The sequence below is a fragment of the Thiomonas sp. SCN 64-16 genome (assembly GCF_001725585.1).
Taxonomy (GTDB): domain Bacteria; phylum Pseudomonadota; class Gammaproteobacteria; order Burkholderiales; family Burkholderiaceae_C; genus Thiomonas; species Thiomonas arsenitoxydans.
In genome coordinates this window covers 13,474-36,232 of sequence record NZ_MEGQ01000025.1, presented here as the reverse complement: position 1 = coordinate 36,232, position 22,759 = coordinate 13,474, and the positions used below count along the sequence as shown (strand labels likewise).

The window sequence follows — 22,759 nt, the reverse complement described above, 5'->3', positions numbered from 1 at the left end:
ACCGCCAGCGCGAAGGCCAGGGCGAAAACCGGCAGCGCGGCAACCCGGCCGTTGGCACCCAACCCGCCGAAGCCGCCGAAACCGCAGCAGGAGAAACCACCAACCCCCGCAACCGGCCACCCCGTGGTCAACAGGGCCAGGCCGAACGCAGCGAGCGCCCCAAGCGCGAGCGCAACCCGGAAGAAGCCGCGGCCCGCAAGGAGCGCGCGCAAGCCACACCTGAGCAACCCCGCGCACCCGGCGAAGAATCGGCCACGGACACGGCCGAACGTTCATCCGGAAGCGGGCGTGGCGGCAATCGCCGCCCGCGTCGTGAGCCCGTTGAAGCGGCTCCCGAAGCCGAACTGATCGATGCTCAGGCGCTTGAAACCCAAGCCGAGGGCGATACCGAGGCCACCCCAGCTCTGACCGTCGGAGCGGGCGACGAAGCGCAGACCGAGCGCAAATCGCGCAATCGCCGCGGTCGTGGCCGCCGTGGTGGACGCCACGAAGGCGCCGCCGCTGACGAAAACGGCAATCTGAGCGCCGAAGCGAACGAAGCCGTTACCGATGCCAATGCGGACGAAACAGCGGGTCGCAGCTTCGGCTCCCTGGCCGCGCCGCTGGCTTTGGGCGCCGTCGAAGCCCCCGCCGCGCCCGCGCTGGAAGATCAGACGCCGCTGATCCTCAGGATCGACGCCCCGGCCGACCTGGCCGTGGAGGCTGCTCAGCCTGCCCCTCAGCCCTTTGCCCGGCCTGCCGAAGAAGCGCAACTCGCCACGGCCGAAGCTGCGCCCGCCGCAGCAGAGTCGTCCTCCCTGATCGTCACAGCGGTTGAAAAAGCCACTGTGGCAACGACGTCCGCAGCCGAGCCCGCACCCGCTCAGGCCGCTGCCGCCTATGTGCTGCCGGTCGATGCTCTGCAGGCAACGGCGCAGGCTGCCGGGCTGCAATGGGTGCAGTCCAATACCGACGCCATCCGCCGCGTGCAGGAAGAACTGGCCGCGCAACCCGCGCCCATTCATGTGCCGCGCGAACGCAAGCCCGCGCCCAAGCTCGACGATGGCCCGCTGATTCTGGTGGAAACCGCTCGCCCGCTGCCTACGCTGCAACTGCCGGAAAACAATCCGCCGATGCATTGATCGGCGGGATCGGTCGGCGAAATTGGTCGGCTTATCGAACCTCGCCTGAACGCAACCCCAGCAACACCTCGGGGTAGCGCAGGCGGACGCCGAGTTCGGCTTTCATGCGCGTGTTGTCCAGTCTTCTCGACTCGCGCATGAAACTGAGCATCATCGGGCTCAGGCCCGATGCCAGTGCCTGGTCACGCGCTACACGCACAGGCCGAGGCAAACCATAGAGATCGGCGGCGAGATCAAAGTAGTCTCCCATGCGCAGCGTGCTGTCGTCGCAGACGTTGTAGACCCGCCCCGGCGCGGCGCGCTCGAGCGCCAGCAAACACAGCCGCGCCAGATCGTCGGCGTGAATGTGGTTGGTGTAAACATCATCAACGGGCGTCAGCACCGGCAGGCCGCGCTCCAGTCGGCCCTTGGGCGAACGTGACCCACCGTCGTAAATGCCGGGGATGCGCAGCAAGCCCACGCGCCAGCGATGCTGCACACCGGCGCGGCGCCAAAGGCGCTCGGCATCGCAGCGGCGTAGCGCGCGTTCGGTTTGCGGTTGGCACGGGCGCGTCTCGGGCGCGAGTTCGCCCTGGCAATCGCCGTACACCCCCGAGGTGCTTGCATAGACCACGCGCAAGGTATTTTTCCCGGAGCCAGATAACATGCCCGACTGTTTCAGTCTGGAAATCAGGTGGCGACTGCGCTGATCGTGCGGGCCGGACGTATCGCCCGGCGGGGCCAGCATCAGCACCCGTTGGGGCGCAAGCTGGGCCAGCCGCCACAGGGTTTGCGGCTGATCGAGATTGCCGACGAGGGGCACGATGCCTGCGGAGCGCAAGCTCTCCAGCCGCTGGGGCGAGGAAGTCAGCGCCAGCAGCCGGTAGCGCCCGCGCGCCAAGGCCGCCACCCGCATGCCGATGTCGCCACAGCCCACGATGAGCAGCCGGGGTCGGCCGCGTCCAGATTGATCGTTCACAGTTCACACCTAATCATTGTTCACATGAGTCATCAAGTCACCGTTCAGCCCAGCGGCCACCAATACGCCGCCGAGGCCGAAGAAACCCTGCTCGCAGCCGCCATCCGCCAATCGGTCGGCCTGCCCTACGGCTGCCAGGACGGCGCCTGCGGCTCTTGCAAATGCAAGCTGCTCCAAGGCGAGATCGAGCTGGGCGTTCACCAGCTCAAGGCGCTGAGCGAGGCCGAACGGGCGCAGGGCTTCATTCTCGCCTGCCGCGCCAAGGCGCTCACCGATGTGGTGATCGAAAGCCACGAAGTGGTTGGCGCGGGCGAATTTGCGGTGAAAAAAATGCCGGCCCGGGTAAGCAGCATCGAGCATCTCGCCCCCGATGTAGTTCGGGTGATGTTGCAACTGCCTGCGGCGGATCCGCTGCGCTATCGCGCCGGACAGTACATCCAGTTTCTGCTGCGTGATGGCGCACGGCGCAGCTATTCCATGGCCAGCGCGCCCAGCGAATCCCCGCAGGTCGAACTGCATCTGCGCCACATGCCGGGCGGCAAGTTCACCGATCATGTGTTCACCGCGATGAAAGAGAAAGAGATCCAGCGCATCGAAGGCCCGTTCGGCAGTTTTTTCCTGCGCGACGACCCCGAAAACAAGCCCTTGATCTTCTTGGCTTCCGGCACAGGTTTCGCACCGATCAAGGCCATCCTCGAGCAGATGCGCGCCAACGCCGACCCGCGCGAAGTCACGCTGTATTGGGGCGGGCGCAAGCAGCAAGACCTCTACCTGCACGACTGGGCGGTACAACAATGCGCCGCCATGCCGCATCTGCGCTTCATTCCCGTGCTCTCCGAGCCTGACGCCGACTGGAGCGGGCGCACGGGTTTCGTCCATCGGGCCGTGATGGACGATGTGCCCGACCTTTCCGGCTATGCGGTTTACGCCTGCGGCGCCCCCGTCATGGTCGAAGCCGCGCAGCGCGATTTCACCCAGCAGTGCCAACTCCCCGAAGACGCCTTCTTCGCCGACGCCTTCACCACCGAGGCCGACAAGGCAGGGGCGAAAGCCTGAAGCGCCAGACACCATGAAAACAAAAAGGCCCGCATATTGCAGGCCTTTTTGATCATCGGATCGCTCACTCCCCCAGATAAGCCGCGCGCACGCGCGGGTCGTGCAGCAACTCTTCGGCCGGACCGGTCATGGTGACCTGCCCCGAGTCCATGACATAGCCGCGATCGGCCAGCCCCAGCGCGCGCTTGGCGTTTTGCTCGACCAGCAGAATAGTCACGCCTTGCTTGGAAATGTCTTCGACTACCTCGAAAATTTTGTCGACCATGATGGGCGACAGTCCCATCGACGGCTCGTCGAGCAGCAGCACTTGCGGACGACTCATCAGCGCCCGGCCCATGGCCAGCATCTGCTGCTCGCCGCCCGACATGGTGCCGGCGAGCTGGTCGCGGCGTTCCTTCAGGCGCGGGAAAATGCCATAGACCTTGTCGATGTCGCTGTCGATCTCTTTGTCCTTGCGGGTGTAGGCGCCCATCTGCAGATTTTCTGCGATGGTCATGCGGGTGAACACCCCACGCCCTTCGGGCACCATGCACAACCCCTGCCGCACCAGGTCGTAGGCGCCCTGGCCATTGATGGTGCGTCCGGCGTAGTGCACTTCGCCGTCAGTGATGGGCTGCAGCCCGGTGATGGCCTTGAGCGTGGTGGTCTTGCCCGCGCCATTGGCGCCGATCAGGCTGACCAGCTCGCCCTTGCGTACCTCCAGATCGACGCCCTTGACCGCCTGAATGCCACCGTAAGAGACGCGCAGGCCCGTGATTTTGAGAACAATTTCGGACATGCTCAGTGCTCCCCTGCGCCCAGATAGGCTTCGATGACTTTCGGATTTTTCTGCACTTCGGCGGGCACCCCTTCGGCAATGATCTTGCCGTAATCGAGCACGGTCACCCGGTCGCACAGGCCCATGACCAGCTTCACATCGTGCTCGATGATGAGAATGGTGCGCCCGTCTTTCTGGATCGCGGTGAGCAGCTCGCGCAGCTGCAGTTTTTCCGTGGCGTTCATGCCGGCCGCGGGCTCGTCGAGCGCCAGTAGTTGCGGATCGGTAGCCAGAGCGCGGGCGATTTCCAGGCGGCGCTGATCGCCATACGACAGCGTGCGGGCGCGGAAATCGGCATACCGCTCGATGCCCACATAGGCCAGCAGTTCACGCGCCCGTTCGCGGATGGCTTTTTCCTCGGTCTTGAAATGCCGGGTGCGGAACACCGCGCCGATCAGCGCGCTGTTGGTGCGCACATGCCGCCCGACCATCACGTTCTCCAGCGCCGTCATGTCCGGAAACAGGCGGATGTTCTGGAACGTGCGGGCAATACCCTCACGCGCCACCTGATGCACCGCGGCCGGCTTGTAAGCCTTGCCCGCCAGGATGAAATCGCCCGAATCGGGCGGATACAGCCCGGTGATGACATTGAAAAACGTGGTCTTGCCCGCCCCATTGGGGCCGATCAGTCCATAAATCTGGCCGCGGTCGATCTGGATGCCGACATCGTTCAGAGCCTGCAAGCCGCCAAAGCGTTTGGATGCGCCACTCACGCGCAGAACAGTGTCGCTCATGCCTTGCCTCCTTCCTGCAGCGGAGTGGGCAGTTTGGCGAAGCTCTTGCCATGTTCGGGCGCAGGCCACAGTCCTTTGGGCCGCAGGATCATGATGATGATCATGGCAAGCGCATAGATGAGCTGACGCAGGATGCCGCTGTCCATATACACATGGCCGAAAGTGTGCTGCTGCCAGTCGGAGATGAAGCCCATATAGCGCAACGCTTCGGGCAGCACCGACAGCAGCACCGCGCCAAGAATGACGCCGGGAATGTGGCCCATGCCGCCGATCACCACCATGGCCAGCACGATGATCGACTCCAGCAGCGAAAACGACTCGGGCGAGACGAAGCCCTGAAAGGCCGAGAACATCACCCCGGCCACGCCGCCGAAAGTCGCCCCCATCGAAAACGCCAGCAACTTCATATTGCGGGTATTGATGCCCATGGCCTTGGCGGCGATTTCATCTTCGCGCATCGCCATCCAGGCGCGGCCGATGCGCGAATCCTGCAGGCGGTAGCTCAGTATCACCACAAACACTACCAGGACCAGGAACAGGTAGTAATACTGCGCCACCGAGGGTATGGTGAAACTGCCGATATTGATATTCTGGTTCAGATCCCAGCCGAACAGGCGAATACCGTGAATGCCCGAAATGCCTTGCGGGCCGTTGGTGATGTTCACCGGCGCGTTCAGGTTGTTCATGAAAATGCGGATGATCTCGCCAAAGCCCAGCGTCACGATGGCCAGATAGTCGCCGCGCAGTTTGAGCACGGGCGTACCCAGCGCAATGCCCGCACTGGCCGCCAGCGCCGCCGCCATGGGAACGACCAGCCAGATCGACACATCGAAGCCATTGGGGAACATCGCCCCCAGCGCATCGAAATTGCTCGTGAGCTGGTTCGACGACAACAGCGCATACAGATACGCCCCCACCGCATAAAAGGCGATATAGCCCAGATCAAGCAGCCCGGCTAGGCCGACCACAATGTTCAGCCCCAGCGCCAGCATGATGTAGAGCATGGCAAAGGCTGCGATCCGCACCCAGGCATCTCCTGCGATCTGCAGCACCATGGGCAGCGCGATGAGCGCAGCAGCGCCCACCACAATCCAGACCCAGTTCTTTTGTTGGTTCATGTTCAGTCTCCTCAGGCGCGATCGGCCACGCGCTCACCCAGCAGGCCTTGCGGGCGCAGGGTCAGCACCAGAATCAGCACGATGAAGGCGAAGATGTCCTGGTAATTACTGCCGAACACCCCACCGGTGAGCGTACCGATATAGCCAGCGCCCAACACCTCGATCAGCCCCAGCAGAATACCGCCCAGCATGGCCCCCGAAAGATTGCCGATGCCGCCCAGCACCGCCGCGGTAAAGGCCTTCAAACCCGGCGTGAAGCCCATATAGAAGTTCGCCGTGGCGAAGTTGGCAAACCACATCACCCCGGCAATCGCAGCGAGCATGGCGCCGATCACGAACGCCGAGGAGATGACGAAGTTGGGATTCACCCCCATCAGCGACGCCACGCGCGGGTTCTCCGCCGTGGCCCGCATCGCCCGGCCCAGCTTGGTGTGATTGATCAGCCAGGTCAGCCCCGCCAGCAGCACGGCCGTGACTATCAGAATCATGATCTGTACCGGCGTGATGACAATACCGCCGACATTGATGACATTGCTCGGCAGCAACCCGGACGGGAACACCTTGTAGTCGCGCCCCCAGATGATCATCGCCAGGGTTTCGAGCAGGATGGACATGCCGATGGCCGTGATCAGCGGCGCCAGCTTGGGCGCATTGCGCAAGGGCCGGTAGGCGATGCGCTCGATGAAGTAGTTGAGCGCTCCCGTGGCCAGCATGGCGATGACCAAGGCGATGACCACGACCAACCAACCTGGAAGATGCGGGGCCACATGATCGAGCACCTTGAACACAGTATAGGCCGTGAGCGCCCCCACCATCATCACGTCCCCATGCGCAAAATTGATGAGGTTGACGATGCCGTACACCATGGTGTAGCCGAGAGCGATCAGGGCATACATGCTGCCCAGAACCAGACCGTTGACGATCTGCTGAAGAAAAATATCCATACCTTGAATCTCCTGACGAGCGGATGGCTAGTGAGTGACGGCCCGACTCTTTTGGAGCGGCCGGGGTGAAACGAGTAAACCGGGGATGAAAGCAAAGCGCATGCCCGGACTGCCGCACCGGTTGAGTGCATGCCTCCAGGACATCGTGTGTGAAAGTGGAGCGCCTGCGAGCGCGCACGATACATGCCGCGTCTGGTACGCGGCGGCACCCGGCAACGATGCTGCCGGGCGAGGGTGAACAGGCTTCATGGTTTTGTCTGGGGGCCGGGCTGTCCTGACCCCTGTTTTTTTGGCTGGCGCGATGATAACCGCCTGCCTTGGGTCACCCGGCACCGGGTCAACCCGCAGTTTGAGGCCGCTCAGTCGCTGGATGGTTCAGTTGCGGCACTGTCACTTTCCGGCCCGAAAGATGACACCACACTGCCCCGGGTATTGCGCTCAGCCAAGTCTTGCAGGCGGCGGGCGATGCGCTCCTCCACCCCGCGCGATGTGGGCTGATAAAAGCGGGGCGGCGTCATGCCGTCAGGAAAATAGGTTTCTCCGGCGGCAAAAGCGTCGGCCTCATCGTGGGCGTAGCGGTAATCCTTGCCATAGCCCAGGTTTTTCATCAGTTTGGTGGGCGCATTGCGCAGGCGCAAGGGCACGGGCTGGGTGCCTTGCTCCCGGGCAAACGCGCGCGCGGCGTTGAAGGCCTTGTAAACCGCGTTCGACTTGGGCGTGACGGCCAGATAAACCACCGCCTCGGCCAGCGCCAGCTCGCCTTCGGGGCTGCCTAAGCGCTCGTAGGTTTGCGCGGCTTCAAGTGCAAGGGTCAGCGCCTTGGGGTCGGCCAGGCCGATGTCTTCCACCGCCATGCGGATTAGACGTCGCGCGAGATAGCGGGGATCGGCGCCGCCTTCGAGCATGCGCGCAAACCAGTAGAGCGAGGCGTCCACATCCGAGCCCCGCACCGATTTGTGCAACGCCGAGATCAGGTCGTAGGTCTGCTCGCCGCCTTTGTCGAAACGCAGCAGGGTCGCGCCCAAGGTTTGTTCGAGCAGGTCGGCTGTGAGCGTGGTTTGAGCGGCCCGCATGGCGGCCTGCAGCGCCAGTTCGAGCGCGCCCAGCAGGCGGCGGGCATCGCCATCGGCATGGCGAATGAGCCGTTCTTGCGCCGCGGGCTCGATGGACTCGACGCCGCCGCCCGCCAGCGCGCGCTGCATCAGCAAGCCAAGATCGTCGGCGTCCAGCGGTTCGAGCACGTACACCACGGCGCGCGACAGCAAGGCACTATTGACCTCGAATGACGGGTTTTCCGTGGTCGCGCCGATAAAGGTGAACAAGCCGGATTCGACATGCGGCAAAAACGCATCCTGCTGGCTTTTGTTGAAGCGGTGTACCTCATCGACGAACACAATGGTCGCCCGCCCCCGTTGCTGCGCGGACTGGGCCTGGGCGACGGCATCGCGGATGTCTTTAACCCCGGCGAGCACTGCCGACAACGGCAGAAAGTCGGCATCGAAAGCATCGGCCATCAGCCGCGCCAGGGTGGTTTTGCCCACGCCGGGCGGCCCCCAAAACAGCATGGAGTGCAGCCGCCGGGTTTCAAACGCCACGCGCAGCGGCTTGCCGGGTCCGAGCAGGTGGCGTTGGCCCACCACTTCACCGAGATGATGCGGGCGCAAACGCTCGGCCAGCGGAGCGTTGGCCCCAGGCGCGGGCTTGGACGCAGACAGCGGGCGGGCGGGCGCGGGCAGGTCCGCGTCGTCGAACAGGCCCGGGCCGCTGGTCATGGCTGGCTGATGACCGAAGCCCCTTTGGGCGGAGTGAAACGGAAGCTGTCCGGGCCGAAGGTCGGGTTGTGTTTGATGGCGGTGAAGCGCATGGTGGAAATCTGCCCGAAAGCATCGCGCAACTGAAGCTCGGCCACTTCCGGGCCTTGTGCCGTGCTGCGCAGACCGATGCGTATCCAGTCGAAATTGCTGTCCTTGGCCTTGGGCGTGGCCTGCACCCATTGCAGACCGCCGACATCGGCCTGGGCCTGCAGGGTGAACAGCCGGGTCAGGTCGGTTCCTGCGAAGATCGCGGCAGGCGTACCCTTGAACGCCTGCGTGACTGGGGTGATGGTCACCTGATCGAGGTCGTGGTCATAGGTCCAGAGCTGCTTGCCGTCGCTGACGATGACCTGGCCATAGGGCTTGTTGTAGTCCCAGCGGAAACGGTCGGGCCGCTCGAAGGCAAACTGGCCGGTAGCCGGCGCCTGCGCCGGGCCCTTGGGGTTGCTCACAGTCTGAGTGAACTGGGCGCTGCCGCCCCGGGTTTGCTGCAGCCACTGTTCGAGCAGTTGCACCGAATTCGCCGCGAAGGCCGCAGGCAGACTGGTGCCGAGCAGACCGCCCGCGAGAAAAAGCCGCATCAGCGTGGTGCGCCAGCGCGTGTTCATAAACATCATCATTCGGTCTTTCAAAAATTCAAATCAGGGTGCGTGATGCGGGCGCAAGTTCACTCCGACCGCACCGGCACCAGGATGTCGCGGTTGCCGTTGGCGGTCAGCGCCGACACCAAACCGGATTGTTCCATCTGCTCCAGTAGTCTGGCTGAACGGTTGTAGCCGATGCGCAGATGACGCTGCACCAGAGAAATCGACGCCTTGCGGTGCTGCAGCACGATCTGCACCGCCTGATCGTAGAGCGGGTCGCTCTCGCCGTCTGAGCCGCCCGCGCCACCCACAGCGCCCGCCCCATCCAGATCTTCCTCGCCAGTGAGGATGCCTTCGAGATAGTTCGGCCCGCCTCGACTTTTGATGTCTTCGACCACGCGGTGCACTTCGGCGTCACTCACAAACGCGCCATGCACCCGCTGCGGCATGCCCGAGCCGGGCGGCAGGTACAGCATGTCGCCCATGCCCAGCAGGCTCTCCGCGCCCATCTGGTCGAGGATGGTGCGCGAATCGATTTTGCTCGACACCTGGAAGGCCATGCGGGTGGGAATATTGGCCTTGATCAACCCGGTGATCACATCCACGCTGGGGCGCTGGGTGGCCAGGATGAGGTGAATGCCCGACGCCCGCGCCTTCTGCGCCAGGCGGGCGATGAGTTCCTCGATCTTTTTGCCCACCACCATCATCAGATCGGCCAGTTCGTCGATGACGACCACGATGTGCGGCAACTTCTCCAGCGGTTCGGGAGACTCTGGCGTGAGGCTGAACGGGTTGGTCAGCGGCTCGCCGCGCGCACGGGCCTCCTGCACCTTGGTGTTGTAGCCCGCGAGATTGCGCACGCCGAGCTTGCTCATCAGCTTGTAGCGGCGCTCCATCTCGCCCACGCACCAGTTCAGCGCCTGCGCCGCCTGTTTCATGTCGATCACCACGGGCGCGAGCAGATGCGGAATGCCGTCGTACACGCTGAGTTCGAGCATTTTCGGATCGATCAGAATCAGCCGCACATCGCTGGGTTCGGCCTTGTACAGCAGGCTCAGAATCATGGCGTTGACGCCGACCGACTTGCCCGAGCCGGTGGTGCCCGCTACCAGCAGGTGCGGCATCTTGGCCAGATCGGCCACCACCGGGTTGCCCACGATGTCCTTGCCCAGACCCATGGTCAGCATCGAGGCGGCTTCGTGATAGTTGTTGGAACCCAGAATCTCCGACAGCTTGATGGTGTGCCGTTTGGCATTGGGAAGCTCCAGCGCCATGGTGTTCTTGCCCGGAATGGTTTCGACCACGCGGATGCTCACCAGCGACAAGGCCCGCGCCAGATCGCGCGACAGATTGACGATCTGCGCACCCTTCACGCCAGTGGCCGGCTCCACTTCGTAGCGGGTGATGACCGGGCCGGGATAGGCCGCCACCACGCGCACCTCCACGCCGAAATCCTTGAGCTTTTTCTCGATCAGGCGCGAAGTGAACTCCAGCGTTTCGTGGCTGACGGTTTCCGCCTGCACCGAGGGCGCGGCATCCAGCAGGCCCAAGGCCGGCAGGGAAGAGTCGGGCAGTTCATTGAACAGCGGTTTCTGCTTTTCCTTGAGCACGCGCGGAGACTGCGGCACATAAGCCACCGAAGGCTCGATCAGCACGGGAGCGAGCACCTCGCGCTCTTCCACCAAAGGCCGCTGCAACTCGACTTCCTTTTCGCGCTCCTGCTTGGCTTGCTGCCCGGCCAGCACATCGTCTTCGCGTCCGCGGCGTTCGCGCTGCCAGGTCCACAGCCGCTCGATCCAGCCCCCCAGGCGCTCGGCCGCGTCGGCCCATGAAAAATGACCGACCCAGCTCAGCGAAAACAGAAAGACCGCCAGCAGCACCAGAGTGCCGCCAGTGTCGCCCAGCAAGGTATCAACGGCGATACCCAGGCCATGCCCAAGCAAACCACCGGCCTCGCCCGGCAGGGCAGGAGCCAGGCTCCACAGCCGCGTCGACTCCAGCGCCGCGCTGGAAAGCGGCAACAGCAGCAGGCCCGCAGCGGCGGCCAGCGGCTGCAGCTTGCGCCACCGGCTCACAGGCGTTTGCTCCTCGGCGGCGGGTGTTTGCGCCTGGGTGTTGCGCCACATGCGCAGCAGGCCGTACAGGCCCAGCGGAATCAGCCACAGGGCCGAGAAGCCCAGCAGAAAATAGGCCACATCGGAAAACCAGGCCCCAACCACGCCGACCCAGTTGACCACATGGCCATCGGTGCCCGAACTCGACCAGGACGGATCGGACTTGTGAAAGCTCAGCAGACTCAGGCAAAGCAAAATCCAACCGATGAAGGCGGCCGTCAGGCGTACCTCGCTCGCAAAACGCTGCAGGCGGCTGCGCGGCTCAGAACGGAGCGCCGCCTGGGAAGGGCGACGTCGGGTATCGATTTTCGGCATGGGAGGGGTGTTCAAAATCCAGGGTGATGCATCGCGCCCGCCATCAAACTGGGCTTCAGGGCGGATTTTGCCGCCTTCGCGGCGGTCATGGGCAAACAAGCCAACGCGACAGATCGCCCAGGCTCAGAATCGCAGGCGGATATAGACGGCGGATAAAGGACGACAGATAAGGGACGACGGATCAGGAGCGAGGACGAGGGGCCGTGCACACCCCGCTCGCATCAAATCAGGGTCGAGAGATGCTCTCGGATCAACAAGGTGCCGTCTTCGCGCTCGACCACAAAACCTTGCTGTTCAAAGTCCTTCATCACCCGGCTGACCATTTCGCGCGAAGCACCGACCATCTTGGCCAGATCCTGGCGCGAGAGCTTGTTGCGGATGACGTGCTCGTTCTGCATTTCGTCCGTGAGTTCCATCAGCGCGCGCGCCACACGGCCATAGACATCCATCAGCGCCAGAGATTCAATTTTTCGGTCGGCCCGACGCAGACGCAGCGCCAGCCCGCGCATGATCGCAAAAGACATGCTGGTGTTTTCAGGCAGGCATTGCAGAAACGCCACCCGGCCGAGCATCATCACATCGGTCTGCACCTCGGCCTGCACCGTGGCGCTGTGCGGTTCGCCATCGATCAGGCTCATTTCCCCGATGTAATCGCCCGCATGCAGCACGGCGATGATGACTTCGCGGCCTTTGGCATCCATGCTGATCACCCGCGCCCGGCCGGAAAGCAGAATGAAGAGGGCATTCGACTTGCTGCCCTGCTCGACGATGTTTTCGCCGCGCTTGTAGCGCCGCTTGACGATGGATTGCGAAATCGACCAGGCCTGCGATTCGGTGAGCACGGCAAACAGCGGCACGCGCCGAACGAGGTCAATATCGGTGATTTGCGACATCAGTTTCTCCAGTTTATGGGGCGGAGGGGCAATTTCGAAGGCAGGCGGAGAAGCCAGAAAATAGCCGCATGCCGCACGCCCGATATGCCGCACCCCTAAAATCTTATCTATTGTGCGGTGGCTTGCCCTTGTTCTATTTTCGAGGACAGTCCGTCAGCAGCGGTTGCAGCGCGACCTTCTCCCCCATCCTCTCAGCCCGAAGTTTCTCACACATCATGACATCCAAACACGCCAAAGTGCTCATTCTGGGCTCCGGCCCGGCCGGTTACAGCGCCGCCGTCTATGCGGCCCGCGCCAATCTGAACCCCCTGCTCATCACCGGTCTGGCTCAAGGCGGTCAACTCATGACCACGACCGAAGTCGACAACTGGCCTGCCGACGTCGATGGCGTGCAAGGGCCCGACTTGATGGCGCGTTTTCAGGCGCATGCCGAGCGTTTCAACACCGAGATCGTGTTCGATCACATACACACCGCGCATCTGCGCGAAAAACCCATCCGCATCGAAGGCGACAGCGGCGTTTATACCTGCGACACCCTGATCATCGCCACTGGCGCCTCGGCCAAATATCTGGGACTGCCCACCGAAGAGGCCTTCATGGGCAAGGGCGTCTCGGGCTGCGCGACTTGCGACGGCTTTTTCTATCGCAACCAGCCAGTGTGCGTGGTGGGCGGCGGCAACACGGCCGTCGAAGAGGCGCTGTATTTGGCCAATATCGCCAGCAAGGTGACCGTCATTCACCGCCGCGACAAATTTCGTGCCGAACCCATTCTGGTCGACAAACTCATGGCCCGCGCGGCCGAGGGCAAAGTCGAACTCAAGCTCTGGAGCGAATTGAAAGAAGTGCTGGGCGACGCCAGTGGCGTGACTGGCGTGCGCATCCACAACAGCCAGACCGGCGCCGACGAAGACATCGCACTGAATGGCTGTTTCATCGCCATCGGCCACCAGCCCAACACTGAAATTTTCAAAGGCCAGTTGGACATGAAGGACGGCTACATCATCACCCGCAGCGGCAACGAAGGGATGGCGACCGCCACCAGTGTGCCCGGCGTATTCGCCGCGGGCGACGTGCAAGATCACGTTTATCGTCAGGCGATCACCAGCGCAGGTACCGGCTGCATGGCCGCTCTGGATGCACAGCGCTATCTGGAGAATGCGGAGTCTTGACACCGATAGCGGTGGACAAGCAAATCTTTCCAGCTATAATCTTTAGCCTTTGTTCTACACAATTTCGAGGTGTGCCATGGCACGAGTGTGTCAAGTGACAGGTAAAGGGCCGATGGTCGGGAACAATGTGTCCCATGCGAACAACAAGACCAAGCGCCGCTTCCTGCCCAATCTGCAATATCGTCGTTTCTGGGTTGAAAGCGAGAACCGTTTCGTGCGTTTGCGCGTAACGAGCTCTGGGCTGCGCACCATTGACAAAAAAGGCATCGACGTCGTGCTGGCCGAGCTGCGCTCGCGCGGCGAGATCTGATCGCCCCTCCATTCCTTCCTAGAACTGCACGGAACCCATCATGGCAACCAAAGGCGGACGCGAAAAAATCAAGCTGGAATCCTCTGCGGGCACCGGCCATTTCTACACCACCACCAAAAACAAGCGCACCACGCCCGAAAAGATCGAAATCATGAAATTCGATCCGGTCGCGCGCAAGCATGTGAATTACAAAGAAGGCAAGATCAAGTAATCTGGTCTGCCTGCTCAAGAACGATCCGCTGGATCGGCCGCAGTATTTAACTTTACTGCGGCCAGACCAGCGGATTTTTTGTGGGTGCTTCTTTTCTTTGGCGCGTGCTTCGGCGCTCCATCAATGTTTAGCCTGGGCATCCGGCATGAATGCCCAAGCGTTGTAAACATCACGTTGTAAACATCAGAATTCAGGCTGTCGGCGTATAACGTCGCAGCCTCAGCGACAACTCCCGAAGCGGGGCCAAGCCACTGTCTTCGGCACGGCGGCACCAGTCCTGGAGCTTCAAGCGAAGCTGGTCGGCGTTCAGATTGGTCTGCTCCCACACCGATTTGAGCTCTTCGCGCATGTGCAGCAGCTTGCTCAGGTTAGGGCTGGCGCTCGCCGCGGCGTCCACCAAGGCGCGCGAACGCTCGCAAAGAATCTCGCGCTCGATGCCAATCCAGCGTTTGGCCGCACGCAAAGTCGGCAGATGGCTCACCGCGCCCTGCTCTGCAGCTCGGGCCAGTTCGGCCTTGAGGGTGGACTTCAACCCCGCGGCATAGCGCGCCATCAACTCATAGCGGTTGGCGATAACGGCTTGCAAAGTGAGTTGATCGACCTCGGCGCGCACCTCGCCCAGCCGGAACTGTGGCGGCAGTTTGCGCGGTTTGGCCAAACCCACCCAGGACAAAGCTCGGATATAAGCCCAGCCGATATCGAACTCCCACCATTTGACCGAGAGCTTGGCCGACGTGGGATAGGTGTGGTGGTTGTTGTGCAACTCTTCGCCGCCGATCAGCAACCCCCAGGGAGAAATGTTGTGGCTGCTGTCTCGCGCCGAAAAATTGCGATAGCCCCACCAATGACCCAGCCCGTTGATCACCCCGGCTGCCCAGATCGGAATCCACAACATCTGCACGGCCCACACCGTGGCGCCGATCGCGCCGAACATCAGCACATCGAGGATGAGCAAAAGCCCGACGCCCTGCCAGATAAATCGGGAATAAACGTTGCGCTCCAACCAGTCGTCAGGAGTGCCGTGACCGAATTTGCTCAGGGTTTCGGCGTTTCTCGATTCGATTCGGTACAACTCGGCGCCGCGCAACAGCACTGTATCGATGCCGCGGGTCACCGGACTGTGAGGGTCGTCGACCGTCTCGCACTTGGCGTGATGCTTGCGATGAATCGCTACCCATTCCTTGGTGACCATGCCCGTGGTGAACCACAGCCAGAACCGGAAAAAGTGCGAGGCGATCGGGTGCAGTTCCAGCGCCCGGTGAGCCTGAGCGCGGTGCAGAAAAATAGTGACGGACGCAATGGTGATATGCGTGGTGATGAGCGCAAATAAGACGATTTGCCACCACGATGCACGCAAAAGGCCGTGACCAGCCCAATTCAAAAACACATCAAACATCAGAAACTTTCAGATCGATACAACACAATTGGAACTTCGCCGCTGGCGAAAGTTGCATTCATTATCGGTCTTGCACTGACGACAGCACTCAGTGCAAACGAGAAGCCCTTGTCAGTCCGCAAGCGTGGCATCGGCTTCGCCACGATCAGATGAGGTCGGGCGCCGCTGCAGCACGGCGGCGTAAAAGCCGTCGGTGGCGTGACGATTGGGCAACAACTGCAAGTCCCCATGGGTCACCAGGCCCTCGCCGTCCACTCCTTGCTGACGTAGCACCGCATCGGCGGGAACACGTTCGAAATCGGGGTGCGCGGCCAGAAAGGCATTGACGATGCCGCCGTTTTCTTCCGGCAAGACGCTACAGGTAGCGTAAACCAAGCGCCCGCCCGGTTTCAGCAACGTTGCCGCCGATTGCATGATGCTGGCTTGTTTTGTCGTCAACTCGGCAATATCTTCAGGCTTCTGTCGCCATTTCATATCGGGGTTACGGCGCAAGGTACCCAGGCCGGAGCACGGCGCGTCCACCAGCACCCGGTCGACCTTGCCAGCCAGACGTTTGACCCGTTCATCGCGTTCATGTGCGATGGCGACCGGGTACACATTGGATAGCCCACTGCGCAACAGCCGGGGTTTGAGCTTGGCCAGGCGGTAGTCGGCCACGTCGAACGCATAAAGCCGACCCGTGCTGCGCATCATGGCGCCCAGCGCCAGGGTTTTGCCGCCGGCTCCGGCGCAGAAGTCGACCACCATTTCACCGCGGCGCGGGGCCAGCAGTACGGCGAGCAGCTGACTGCCTTCGTCCTGCACCTCCACCCAGCCTTCGCGAAAGACGGTGAGATCCTGCAAAGCGGGTTTGCCTTCCAGGCGTACGCCCCACGGCGAATAGGGCGTTGGCTGCGCGGGCAGATTGAGGCGGGCGAACACGTCGAGCACGGCTTCGCGCCGTGCTTTCTGCACATTAACCCGCAAATCCAGCGGAGCCGGGCGCAACAGTGCCTGCGCCAGCGCGGGATATTCCGCGCCATAGTTCGCCTGCAGGGCGGCCGCCAGCCATTCCGGCAGACTCCAGCGCACCGCTTCGGGCAGGGCCATCGCGTCTTGTGCCAGCAAGCGTTTGCGCCACTCGAGTTGCTCGGGAGAAAGCGCCGCATGCAGCGATTGCGCGTTTCCCGACCAGCCGAGAATGGCCAGACGCAGTTCCATAGCCCCGCCGATGCTTTCGTCGGTCGCGGCCAGCGTCTGAAACAAGCGCAGATGCCGCAGCACCTGATAGACCGTGTCGGCCAGGATCTGCCGGTCGGTCTTGCCCAGTTGCGGCTTGGCACGGAACAGCCGCGACAGCACGGCATCGGCCGCGGCGTCGAAACGCAACATATCGCGCAGCACGTCGCGCGCGGTGTAAAGCAGGTCACGCGGTTTCATGGCGCTCTTTCAAAGGGAAGAATCGGAGGACAGACGGATACGGGTGCGCAAGCCGTCGATCTGCACCCGCCCTTCCAGCAAAGCCCGCACGGCGGGGGGATAAATTCGGTGCTCTTCAAGCAAGACCCGCGCGGCCAGCGTCTCGACCGTATCACCATCGAGCACCGGCACGGCGGCCTGCGCCAGAATCGGCCCGTGATCGAGCGCACTGCTCACCAGATGCACGGTAGCACCGTGCCACTTCACCCCTTCCTCAAGGGCGCGGGCATGGGTGCGCAACCCGGTGAAAGCTGGCAGCAAAGACGGATGGATATTCACCAGACGGCCCGCAAAGCGGTCGACGAAGGCCGCACCCAGCACCCGCATGAAGCCGCACAGCGCGACGACGTCGGGCTCCAGCGCATCAATCGCATCGCCCAAAGCGCCGTCGAACGCCTCACGGTTGGGAAAGTCGGCGTGCGCGATCACCTGCGTGGGCACGCCGAAGGCGCGCGCAATATCCAGCCCAGCGGCATCAGCCCGGTTACTGAGTACTCCACGCACGCAAACGCCCCAGCCCTGTTCGCGCTCGGCCTGAAGAATGGACTGCAGATTGCTGCCGCGCCCGGAAATGAGGAGAACCAGATTTTTCATCGGCGGGCAGTGTAGCCGCCGCGTCAGGCGTTTGATCCGCGCCGTGTTTGCGCGCGCTGCCGCGAAAACAGGCTGCGGCGTGAATAATGACGGGTTTAATGTTGCCACGCCGCCATGAAATGCCCCTTTTGCCAAAGCCCCGACACGCAGGTGATTGAAACCCGTGATGTGGAAGACGGCACCGCGCTGCGGCGGCGGCGGCGTTGCGGCCATTGCGACAAGCGCTTCACCACCTATGAGCGCGCGGAGGTCAGCTTTCCGGTGGTGGTGAAAAAAGATGGCCGCCGCACCGAATACGACCGCGACAAACTGCGCGCCTCTTTCCTGCTGGCCTTGCGCAAGCGACCGGTCAGTGCCGACGCGGTGGATACCGCCATCGGGCGCGTGGAGCAAATGCTGCTGCAAAGCGGCGCGCGCGAGCTGCCCTCCACCCAAATCGGCGCCTGGGTGATGGAAGAATTGCGCACGCTCGACGGCATTGCCTATGTGCGCTTCGCCTCCGTCTACCACAGCTTCAAGGATTTGAGCCAGTTTCTCGACGTGCTGCAGGAAATGCAGCCGCCCTCGCCCGCCGCCAAACCCCGGCGCGGCAAAACTCCGACATGAACCCGGACGACGTTTCATTCAGCGAACAAGATCAGCGCTTCATGCGCCGGGCGCTCGATCTGGCGCACAGCGCGATGTACCGCACCAGCCCCAATCCGCGGGTGGGCTGCGTGCTGGTGCGAGACGGCCAGGTGCTGGGCGAAGGCGCCACGCTGGCGGCGGGGCAAGACCACGCAGAAGTCCAGGCAGTGAAGCAAGCCTGGGAGCGCGGCCACGAGGTGCGGGGCGCCACCGCCTACGTCACGCTGGAGCCCTGCGCGCACCACGGCCGCACGCCGCCCTGCGCCGACCTGCTGGCCACGCAAGGCGTCGCGCGCGTGGTTGCTGCGCTGGTCGATCCCAACCCGCTGGTGGCAGGCCAGGGATTGCAGCGTTTGCGCGATGCCGGCATCCAGGTCGATGTCGGGCTGTTCGCCGATGAAGCGCGCGAGATCAACCTTGGCTTCATCTCCCGCATGGTGCGCGGCACGCCCTGGGTGCGGCTGAAGGTGGCCGCCTCGCTCGACGGCGTCACGGCCCTGCCCAACGGCGCAAGCCAGTGGATCACCAGCGAAGCGGCCCGCGCCGACGGCCATCTCTGGCGCGCGCGTGCCTGCGCCGTACTCACTGGCCTGGGGACGGTGCGGGCGGACGATCCCCAGCTCAATGTGCGGGCGGTGCAGACGCCGCGCCAGCCCATTCGCATCGTCATCGACAGCCGCCTGGAATGCCCGCCGACCGTGCGCCTGTTGCAGAGCGCCGAATCGCCGCTGTGGATCGTCCACGCCCTGCCGCCGGAACAGGCCGCGCCGCGCCTGGCTGCACTGCGCAGCGCGGCCACCGCCTCGCTCGATCTGCAAGACATCGCCCTGCCCGCCGATCCCGACAAGCCGGGCAAGACCGATCTGCGCGCACTGATGCAGGTGCTCGGCCAGCGGGGCATCAACGAGCTGCACTGCGAGGCCGGCGAAAAGCTCAACGGCTCGCTGCTGCGCGCCGGCGTGGTCGATGAACTGCTGCTGTATCTTGCGCCCCAGTTGCTGGGCGATGGCGCCGGATTGGCGGCGCTGGGGCCCTATCAGCAGATCAACGAAGGGCTCGCGCTGCGATGGCATGATGTGCAGCGGATCGGCGCCGATCTGCGCATCCTTGCACGTCTCCCTCATTCCTTTTCTCTTTGAACCCTCATGTTCACCGGACTCATCACCAGCGTCGGCCGCATCGCCGAAGTCACCCCCCTCGGTTCCCAAGCCAGTCACGGCAAACGCGTGCGCCTGCAGGTCGATCCGGCTTGGTTGCAGGGCGTAGAGCTCGGCGAGAGCATCGCCGTCAGCGGCGCCTGCATGACGGTGGTGGATCTTCAGCCCGGTGGCTTTGCCTTCGACATTTCGGCCGAAAGCCTGGCGCGCACCACGGGGCTGGACGTGCCGGACGCCCAGGTCAATCTGGAGCAGTCGGTCGCGCTGTCCACCAAGCTTGGCGGCCATCTGGTCACCGGCCATGTGGACGGCGTCGGTCAGGTGGCCAGGTTCGAGCCCGTCGGCGAATCCTGGCTGCTGGAGGTGGACGCGCCCGCCGCTTTAGGCAAGTTCTTTGCGTACAAGGGCTCCATCGTGATCAACGGCGTGAGTCTGACGGTCAACCGCGTCGAAGATCTGCCACAGCATTGCCGCGTGAGTATCAACCTCATTCCGCACACCCTGCAGCACACCAATCTGCATCAACTTCGCGAGGGCAGCGCGGTGAATCTCGAAATCGACCTCATCGCCCGCTATGTCGAGCGCATGCTGGGCGCACCGGAGGGTCGGAAAGATGTGTGAGTTGTTCGCCTACTCCAGCCGTGTGCCCGCGCGGGTGCGGTTCGCCTTTCGTGAATTCGCGCGCCACGGCGGGCCGCACGCCGCCAATCCCGACGGCTGGGGCGCGGCGTATTACGAGGGCAGCGACGCCCATGTGCTGCGCGAAGCGCAACCCGCGCTGACCAGCGCCTTCGTTCCGGTGCTCGAAAAGCACGACTTTCACAGCCCGCTAGTCATCGCACATATCCGCCGCGCCTCGCGCGGCCCGGTGACGCTGGTCAACACCCAGCCGTTCGCCCGCGAGCTGTTCGGCAAGCGCCACATCTTTGCCCACAACGGCGATCTGCCCGACATCGAGCAGGCGCTTCCTCTGGCGCATGCGGCGCACCGCCCGATGGGCCAGACCGATTCCGAACATGCGTTCTACGTGCTCATGCAATCGCTGCAAGTGCTCGATGCGGCGGGTGAGAGCGGCGACCTCAAACGCCGCATTGAAGTGGTCTCCGACTTCGCGGCCAGATTGCGTGCCCTTGGCGCGGCGAACTTTCTGTTCACCGATGGCGACCTGCTGTTCGCTCATGCGCATCGCCGCCGCAGTCATCCGGGCAACACCTGGGTGCCCGGCTTGCACCTGCTCATGCGCGAAGCCGCCAGCGAGCATCAGATGCGCGCTTCTGGGCTGCATGTTCAGGGCCGCGACGACAAACCCGCACCCGCCGTGATGCTCGCCAGCGTGCCCCTCACCCCGGAAGACTGGGAACCCCTGCCCGAAAATACGCTGCTCGTCGTGCAGCAGGGCCGATTGATCGCGCGCCTCGGTGCTTGATCATTGCCCCGATCAGCGCCCCAACCCGGCTCTGAACAGCGCTTGAGTCGGCCACACACATACCGCCCGTTGCAAACGGACACAGGCTCAACCTTTTGCGCTGATAAAGTCTGGCCCGACTTCCCTGAGACGCCCGCCAAGAGCCCATGAAACATTTTCCAGCCCGCCTTCTATCCACTTTCGCCCTCCTCTGGCTGGCCCTGGTTCCCCGCGCGAGTTGGGCGCTGGGGCTGGGCGGCGTATCCGACTGGGCGCAGTCCACCTGGAATGCCGCGGTCAGCACCACCCAGACCGGACAGGACGATCTGTACTTCAGCGGCTACACCTGGCACGACCCCGGCACCTACACCGCCGCCAAACGCGCCACGCTCAACAAACACGCCTGGGGCATAGGCTGGGGCCGCCATCACATCAATGCCGACGGCAACGAAGACATGGTGTACGCCATGATCTTCTCCGACTCGCACTGGAACGCCGAGCCCGTGGTCGGCTACGCCCATCAGTGGATGTTCAACAACGACGCGCCGGTGGGATTCGGTCTGGGCTACACCCTGGCGGTGACCTCGCGCGCCGACATCTTCCACAACATCCCCTTCCCCATCGCGCTGCCCATCGCCTCGATCCGTTTCGGCAGGCTGTCGATTTATGGCACCTTTATCCCGAAGGTAAATAACAAGCTCAACAACGGCAACGTCGCGTTTTTCTTCGGACGCTACGAATTCTGACAAGGCAAGCGGCGCAAGCGCGCCGGGTGAGGCGGTTTTAGAATGGTGGGCTTTTCAGCAGCGCCCGTCCCCATCATGCCCCTGTCCCCCGTTCCCGACATCATTGCCGAGCTCAAGGCCGGGCGCATGGTCATTCTGGTCGATGAGGAAGATCGCGAAAACGAGGGCGATCTGGTCATTGCCGCCGAGCACATCACCCCGCAGGCCATCAATTTCATGGCCACGCATGCGCGCGGCCTGATCTGCCTGACCCTCACCGCCCAGCGTTGCGCGCAGCTTGGCCTCAGGCACATGGTCGAGCACAACGGCTCTTCGCACGGCACCGCTTTCACCGCGTCCATCGAAGCTGCCGAAGGCGTCACCACGGGCATTTCGGCGGCCGACCGTGCGCGCACCGTGCAGGCCGCCGTGGCGCGCAATGCACAGGCCAGCGACATCGTGCAACCGGGTCACATCTTCCCGCTGATGGCCGCTGAAGGCGGCGTGCTGATGCGCGCCGGGCACACCGAGGCCGGCTGCGACCTCGCCGCTCTGGCCGGGCTGGAACCCGCCGCCGTGATCTGCGAGGTGATGAACGCCGACGGCACCATGGCCCGCCTGCCCGATCTCGAACAATTTGCCGCGCAGCACGAGCTGAAAATCGGCGCCATCGCCGATCTCATCGAATACCGCAGCCGCACCGAATCGCTAGTGCAGCGCGTAGGCGAACACCCTATGCAGACGCCGTTCGGCCCCATGCGCTGCGTGGCCTATACCGATCGCGCCGGTCATGGCCTGCATCTGGCGCTGGTGCATGGCGACCTCGCCAGCCAGCAGGCCCCCCTGGTGCGGGTGCACGAGCCGCTGTCCGCTCTCGACCTGCTCGATGCCGCCTGCCAGCGCCATTCCTGGAATCTGCCGAAGGCCCTGCAGCGCATCGTGCGCGAAGGCGTGGGCGTGGCCGTGCTGCTCAACTGCGGTGAATCGGCCGCGCAACTGAAAAGCCAGTTTGAGCGCTTGCTGCAGCCGGCGGCCACGCCGCCCAAATCGGGCATCACCGCCTTGCGCGACTACGGCATTGGCGCGCAAATCCTGCGCGATCTCGGCGTGCGTCAGATGCGCCTTCTCGGCCAGCCGCGCAAAATGCCCAGCATGGCAGGCTACGGGCTGGAGATCGTCGGCTTCGAGTCCGCACAGGACAGCGCCCCCATCCTTGCGCCCGGCGCGTAAGCTGTTGCC

General features: G+C 63.4%; 22 protein-coding genes and 1 pseudogene. 11 read left to right on the top strand and 12 right to left on the bottom strand.

The features are described 5' to 3' along the window. A pseudogene (locus ABT24_RS08785) lies at window positions 1-1,121 on the top strand (Rne/Rng family ribonuclease); the annotation flags it as partial. A 31-nt stretch (window positions 1,122-1,152) separates the two neighbouring features. On the opposite strand, the gene ABT24_RS08780 reads toward ABT24_RS08785, so the two are convergent. Then, a complete protein-coding gene (locus ABT24_RS08780; protein ID WP_276726806.1) occupies window positions 1,153-2,079 on the bottom strand; it encodes an NAD-dependent epimerase/dehydratase family protein in 927 nt (308 codons plus the stop codon). A gap of 24 nt (window positions 2,080-2,103) precedes the next feature. Here ABT24_RS08780 and ABT24_RS08775 point away from each other — a divergent pair, with 24 nt between their 5' ends. Next, on the top strand, window positions 2,104-3,135 hold the full coding sequence (locus tag ABT24_RS08775) for a CDP-6-deoxy-delta-3,4-glucoseen reductase (protein ID WP_276726803.1): 1,032 nt from the start codon (window positions 2,104-2,106) through the stop codon (window positions 3,133-3,135). 64 nt (window positions 3,136-3,199) lie between these two features. Here ABT24_RS08775 and ABT24_RS08770 read toward each other — a convergent pair whose 3' ends face one another. From ABT24_RS08770 to ABT24_RS08735, 8 genes are all read right to left on the bottom strand, one after another. Further along, on the bottom strand, window positions 3,200-3,913 hold the full coding sequence (locus ABT24_RS08770) for an ABC transporter ATP-binding protein (protein WP_013106695.1): 714 nt from the start codon (window positions 3,911-3,913) through the stop codon (window positions 3,200-3,202). Between the two features lie 2 nt (window positions 3,914-3,915). Then, window positions 3,916-4,686 carry an ABC transporter ATP-binding protein gene (locus tag ABT24_RS08765; protein WP_013106696.1) on the bottom strand — a complete coding sequence of 257 codons (771 nt, stop codon included), beginning with the start codon at window positions 4,684-4,686 and terminating at the stop codon, window positions 3,916-3,918. Then, a complete protein-coding gene (locus tag ABT24_RS08760) occupies window positions 4,683-5,804 on the bottom strand; it encodes an ABC transporter permease subunit (protein ID WP_286737687.1) in 1,122 nt (373 codons plus the stop codon). The genes ABT24_RS08765 and ABT24_RS08760 overlap by 4 nt, the downstream gene beginning before the upstream one ends. A gap of 11 nt (window positions 5,805-5,815) precedes the next feature. Further along, on the bottom strand, window positions 5,816-6,748 hold the full coding sequence (locus ABT24_RS08755; RefSeq protein WP_276726798.1) for a branched-chain amino acid ABC transporter permease: 933 nt from the start codon (window positions 6,746-6,748) through the stop codon (window positions 5,816-5,818). Between the two features lie 359 nt (window positions 6,749-7,107). Then, entirely contained in the window at window positions 7,108-8,520 is a 1,413-nt protein-coding gene (locus ABT24_RS08750) for a replication-associated recombination protein A (RefSeq protein WP_276726795.1), read from the bottom strand. Beyond that, on the bottom strand, window positions 8,517-9,170 hold the full coding sequence (lolA, locus tag ABT24_RS08745; RefSeq protein WP_286737685.1) for an outer membrane lipoprotein periplasmic chaperone LolA: 654 nt from the start codon (window positions 9,168-9,170) through the stop codon (window positions 8,517-8,519). The genes ABT24_RS08750 and lolA overlap by 4 nt, the downstream gene beginning before the upstream one ends. A gap of 59 nt (window positions 9,171-9,229) precedes the next feature. Continuing rightward, window positions 9,230-11,575 (bottom strand): DNA translocase FtsK, encoded by a 2,346-nt coding sequence (locus ABT24_RS08740; protein ID WP_276726791.1) that lies wholly within the window; start codon window positions 11,573-11,575, stop codon window positions 9,230-9,232. Window positions 11,576-11,796: 221 nt separating this feature from the next. After that, window positions 11,797-12,468, bottom strand: coding sequence for a Crp/Fnr family transcriptional regulator (locus ABT24_RS08735; protein ID WP_013106702.1), 672 nt, complete (start codon window positions 12,466-12,468; stop codon window positions 11,797-11,799). 212 nt (window positions 12,469-12,680) lie between these two features. Here ABT24_RS08735 and trxB point away from each other — a divergent pair, with 212 nt between their 5' ends. The 3 genes from trxB to rpmG all read left to right on the top strand — a co-directional run bounded on the left by trxB (window position 12,681) and on the right by rpmG (window position 14,158). After that, the gene (trxB, locus tag ABT24_RS08730) at window positions 12,681-13,637 is read left to right on the top strand and encodes a thioredoxin-disulfide reductase (RefSeq protein ID WP_276727148.1); all 957 of its coding nucleotides are present in this window, start codon (window positions 12,681-12,683) and stop codon (window positions 13,635-13,637) included. 76 nt (window positions 13,638-13,713) lie between these two features. Further along, complete coding sequence (rpmB, locus tag ABT24_RS08725) at window positions 13,714-13,947, top strand: 50S ribosomal protein L28 (protein WP_013106704.1); 234 nt, start codon at window positions 13,714-13,716, stop codon at window positions 13,945-13,947. A gap of 40 nt (window positions 13,948-13,987) precedes the next feature. Continuing rightward, window positions 13,988-14,158 carry a 50S ribosomal protein L33 gene (rpmG, locus tag ABT24_RS08720; protein WP_013106705.1) on the top strand — a complete coding sequence of 57 codons (171 nt, stop codon included), beginning with the start codon at window positions 13,988-13,990 and terminating at the stop codon, window positions 14,156-14,158. Between the two features lie 190 nt (window positions 14,159-14,348). Here the strand turns inward: rpmG and ABT24_RS08715 are convergent, their stop codons facing one another. The 3 genes from ABT24_RS08715 to purN form a co-directional block, all read right to left on the bottom strand. Further along, the gene (locus ABT24_RS08715) at window positions 14,349-15,554 is read right to left on the bottom strand and encodes a DesA family fatty acid desaturase (RefSeq protein WP_276726787.1); all 1,206 of its coding nucleotides are present in this window, start codon (window positions 15,552-15,554) and stop codon (window positions 14,349-14,351) included. A gap of 111 nt (window positions 15,555-15,665) precedes the next feature. Next, window positions 15,666-16,973, bottom strand: a complete 1,308-nt coding sequence (locus ABT24_RS08710) for an RsmB/NOP family class I SAM-dependent RNA methyltransferase (RefSeq protein WP_276726784.1) — start codon at window positions 16,971-16,973, stop codon at window positions 15,666-15,668. Between the two features lie 9 nt (window positions 16,974-16,982). Further along, window positions 16,983-17,606, bottom strand: a complete 624-nt coding sequence (gene purN / locus ABT24_RS08705; RefSeq protein WP_276726781.1) for a phosphoribosylglycinamide formyltransferase — start codon at window positions 17,604-17,606, stop codon at window positions 16,983-16,985. Between the two features lie 114 nt (window positions 17,607-17,720). Between purN and nrdR the strand changes: the two genes are divergently transcribed. The 6 genes from nrdR (at window position 17,721) to ribBA (ending at window position 22,750) form a co-directional block, all read left to right on the top strand. Further along, window positions 17,721-18,212 (top strand): transcriptional regulator NrdR, encoded by a 492-nt coding sequence (nrdR, locus tag ABT24_RS08700; protein ID WP_013106709.1) that lies wholly within the window; start codon window positions 17,721-17,723, stop codon window positions 18,210-18,212. Beyond that, on the top strand, window positions 18,209-19,372 hold the full coding sequence (gene ribD / locus ABT24_RS08695; protein ID WP_276726778.1) for a bifunctional diaminohydroxyphosphoribosylaminopyrimidine deaminase/5-amino-6-(5-phosphoribosylamino)uracil reductase RibD: 1,164 nt from the start codon (window positions 18,209-18,211) through the stop codon (window positions 19,370-19,372). The genes nrdR and ribD overlap by 4 nt, the downstream gene beginning before the upstream one ends. 6 nt (window positions 19,373-19,378) lie before the next feature. Further along, window positions 19,379-20,011: a riboflavin synthase gene (locus ABT24_RS08690; RefSeq protein ID WP_276726775.1), complete on the top strand. Its 633-nt coding sequence runs from the start codon at window positions 19,379-19,381 to the stop codon at window positions 20,009-20,011. Further along, window positions 20,004-20,816 (top strand): class II glutamine amidotransferase, encoded by an 813-nt coding sequence (locus ABT24_RS08685; protein WP_013123947.1) that lies wholly within the window; start codon window positions 20,004-20,006, stop codon window positions 20,814-20,816. The genes ABT24_RS08690 and ABT24_RS08685 overlap by 8 nt, the downstream gene beginning before the upstream one ends. A 146-nt stretch (window positions 20,817-20,962) precedes the next feature. Then, window positions 20,963-21,541: an Antimicrobial peptide resistance and lipid A acylation PagP gene (locus tag ABT24_RS08680; RefSeq protein ID WP_013106713.1), complete on the top strand. Its 579-nt coding sequence runs from the start codon at window positions 20,963-20,965 to the stop codon at window positions 21,539-21,541. A gap of 42 nt (window positions 21,542-21,583) precedes the next feature. Continuing rightward, window positions 21,584-22,750 (top strand): bifunctional 3,4-dihydroxy-2-butanone-4-phosphate synthase/GTP cyclohydrolase II, encoded by a 1,167-nt coding sequence (gene ribBA / locus ABT24_RS08675; protein WP_423837787.1) that lies wholly within the window; start codon window positions 21,584-21,586, stop codon window positions 22,748-22,750. Window positions 22,751-22,759: the final 9 nt, after the last annotated feature.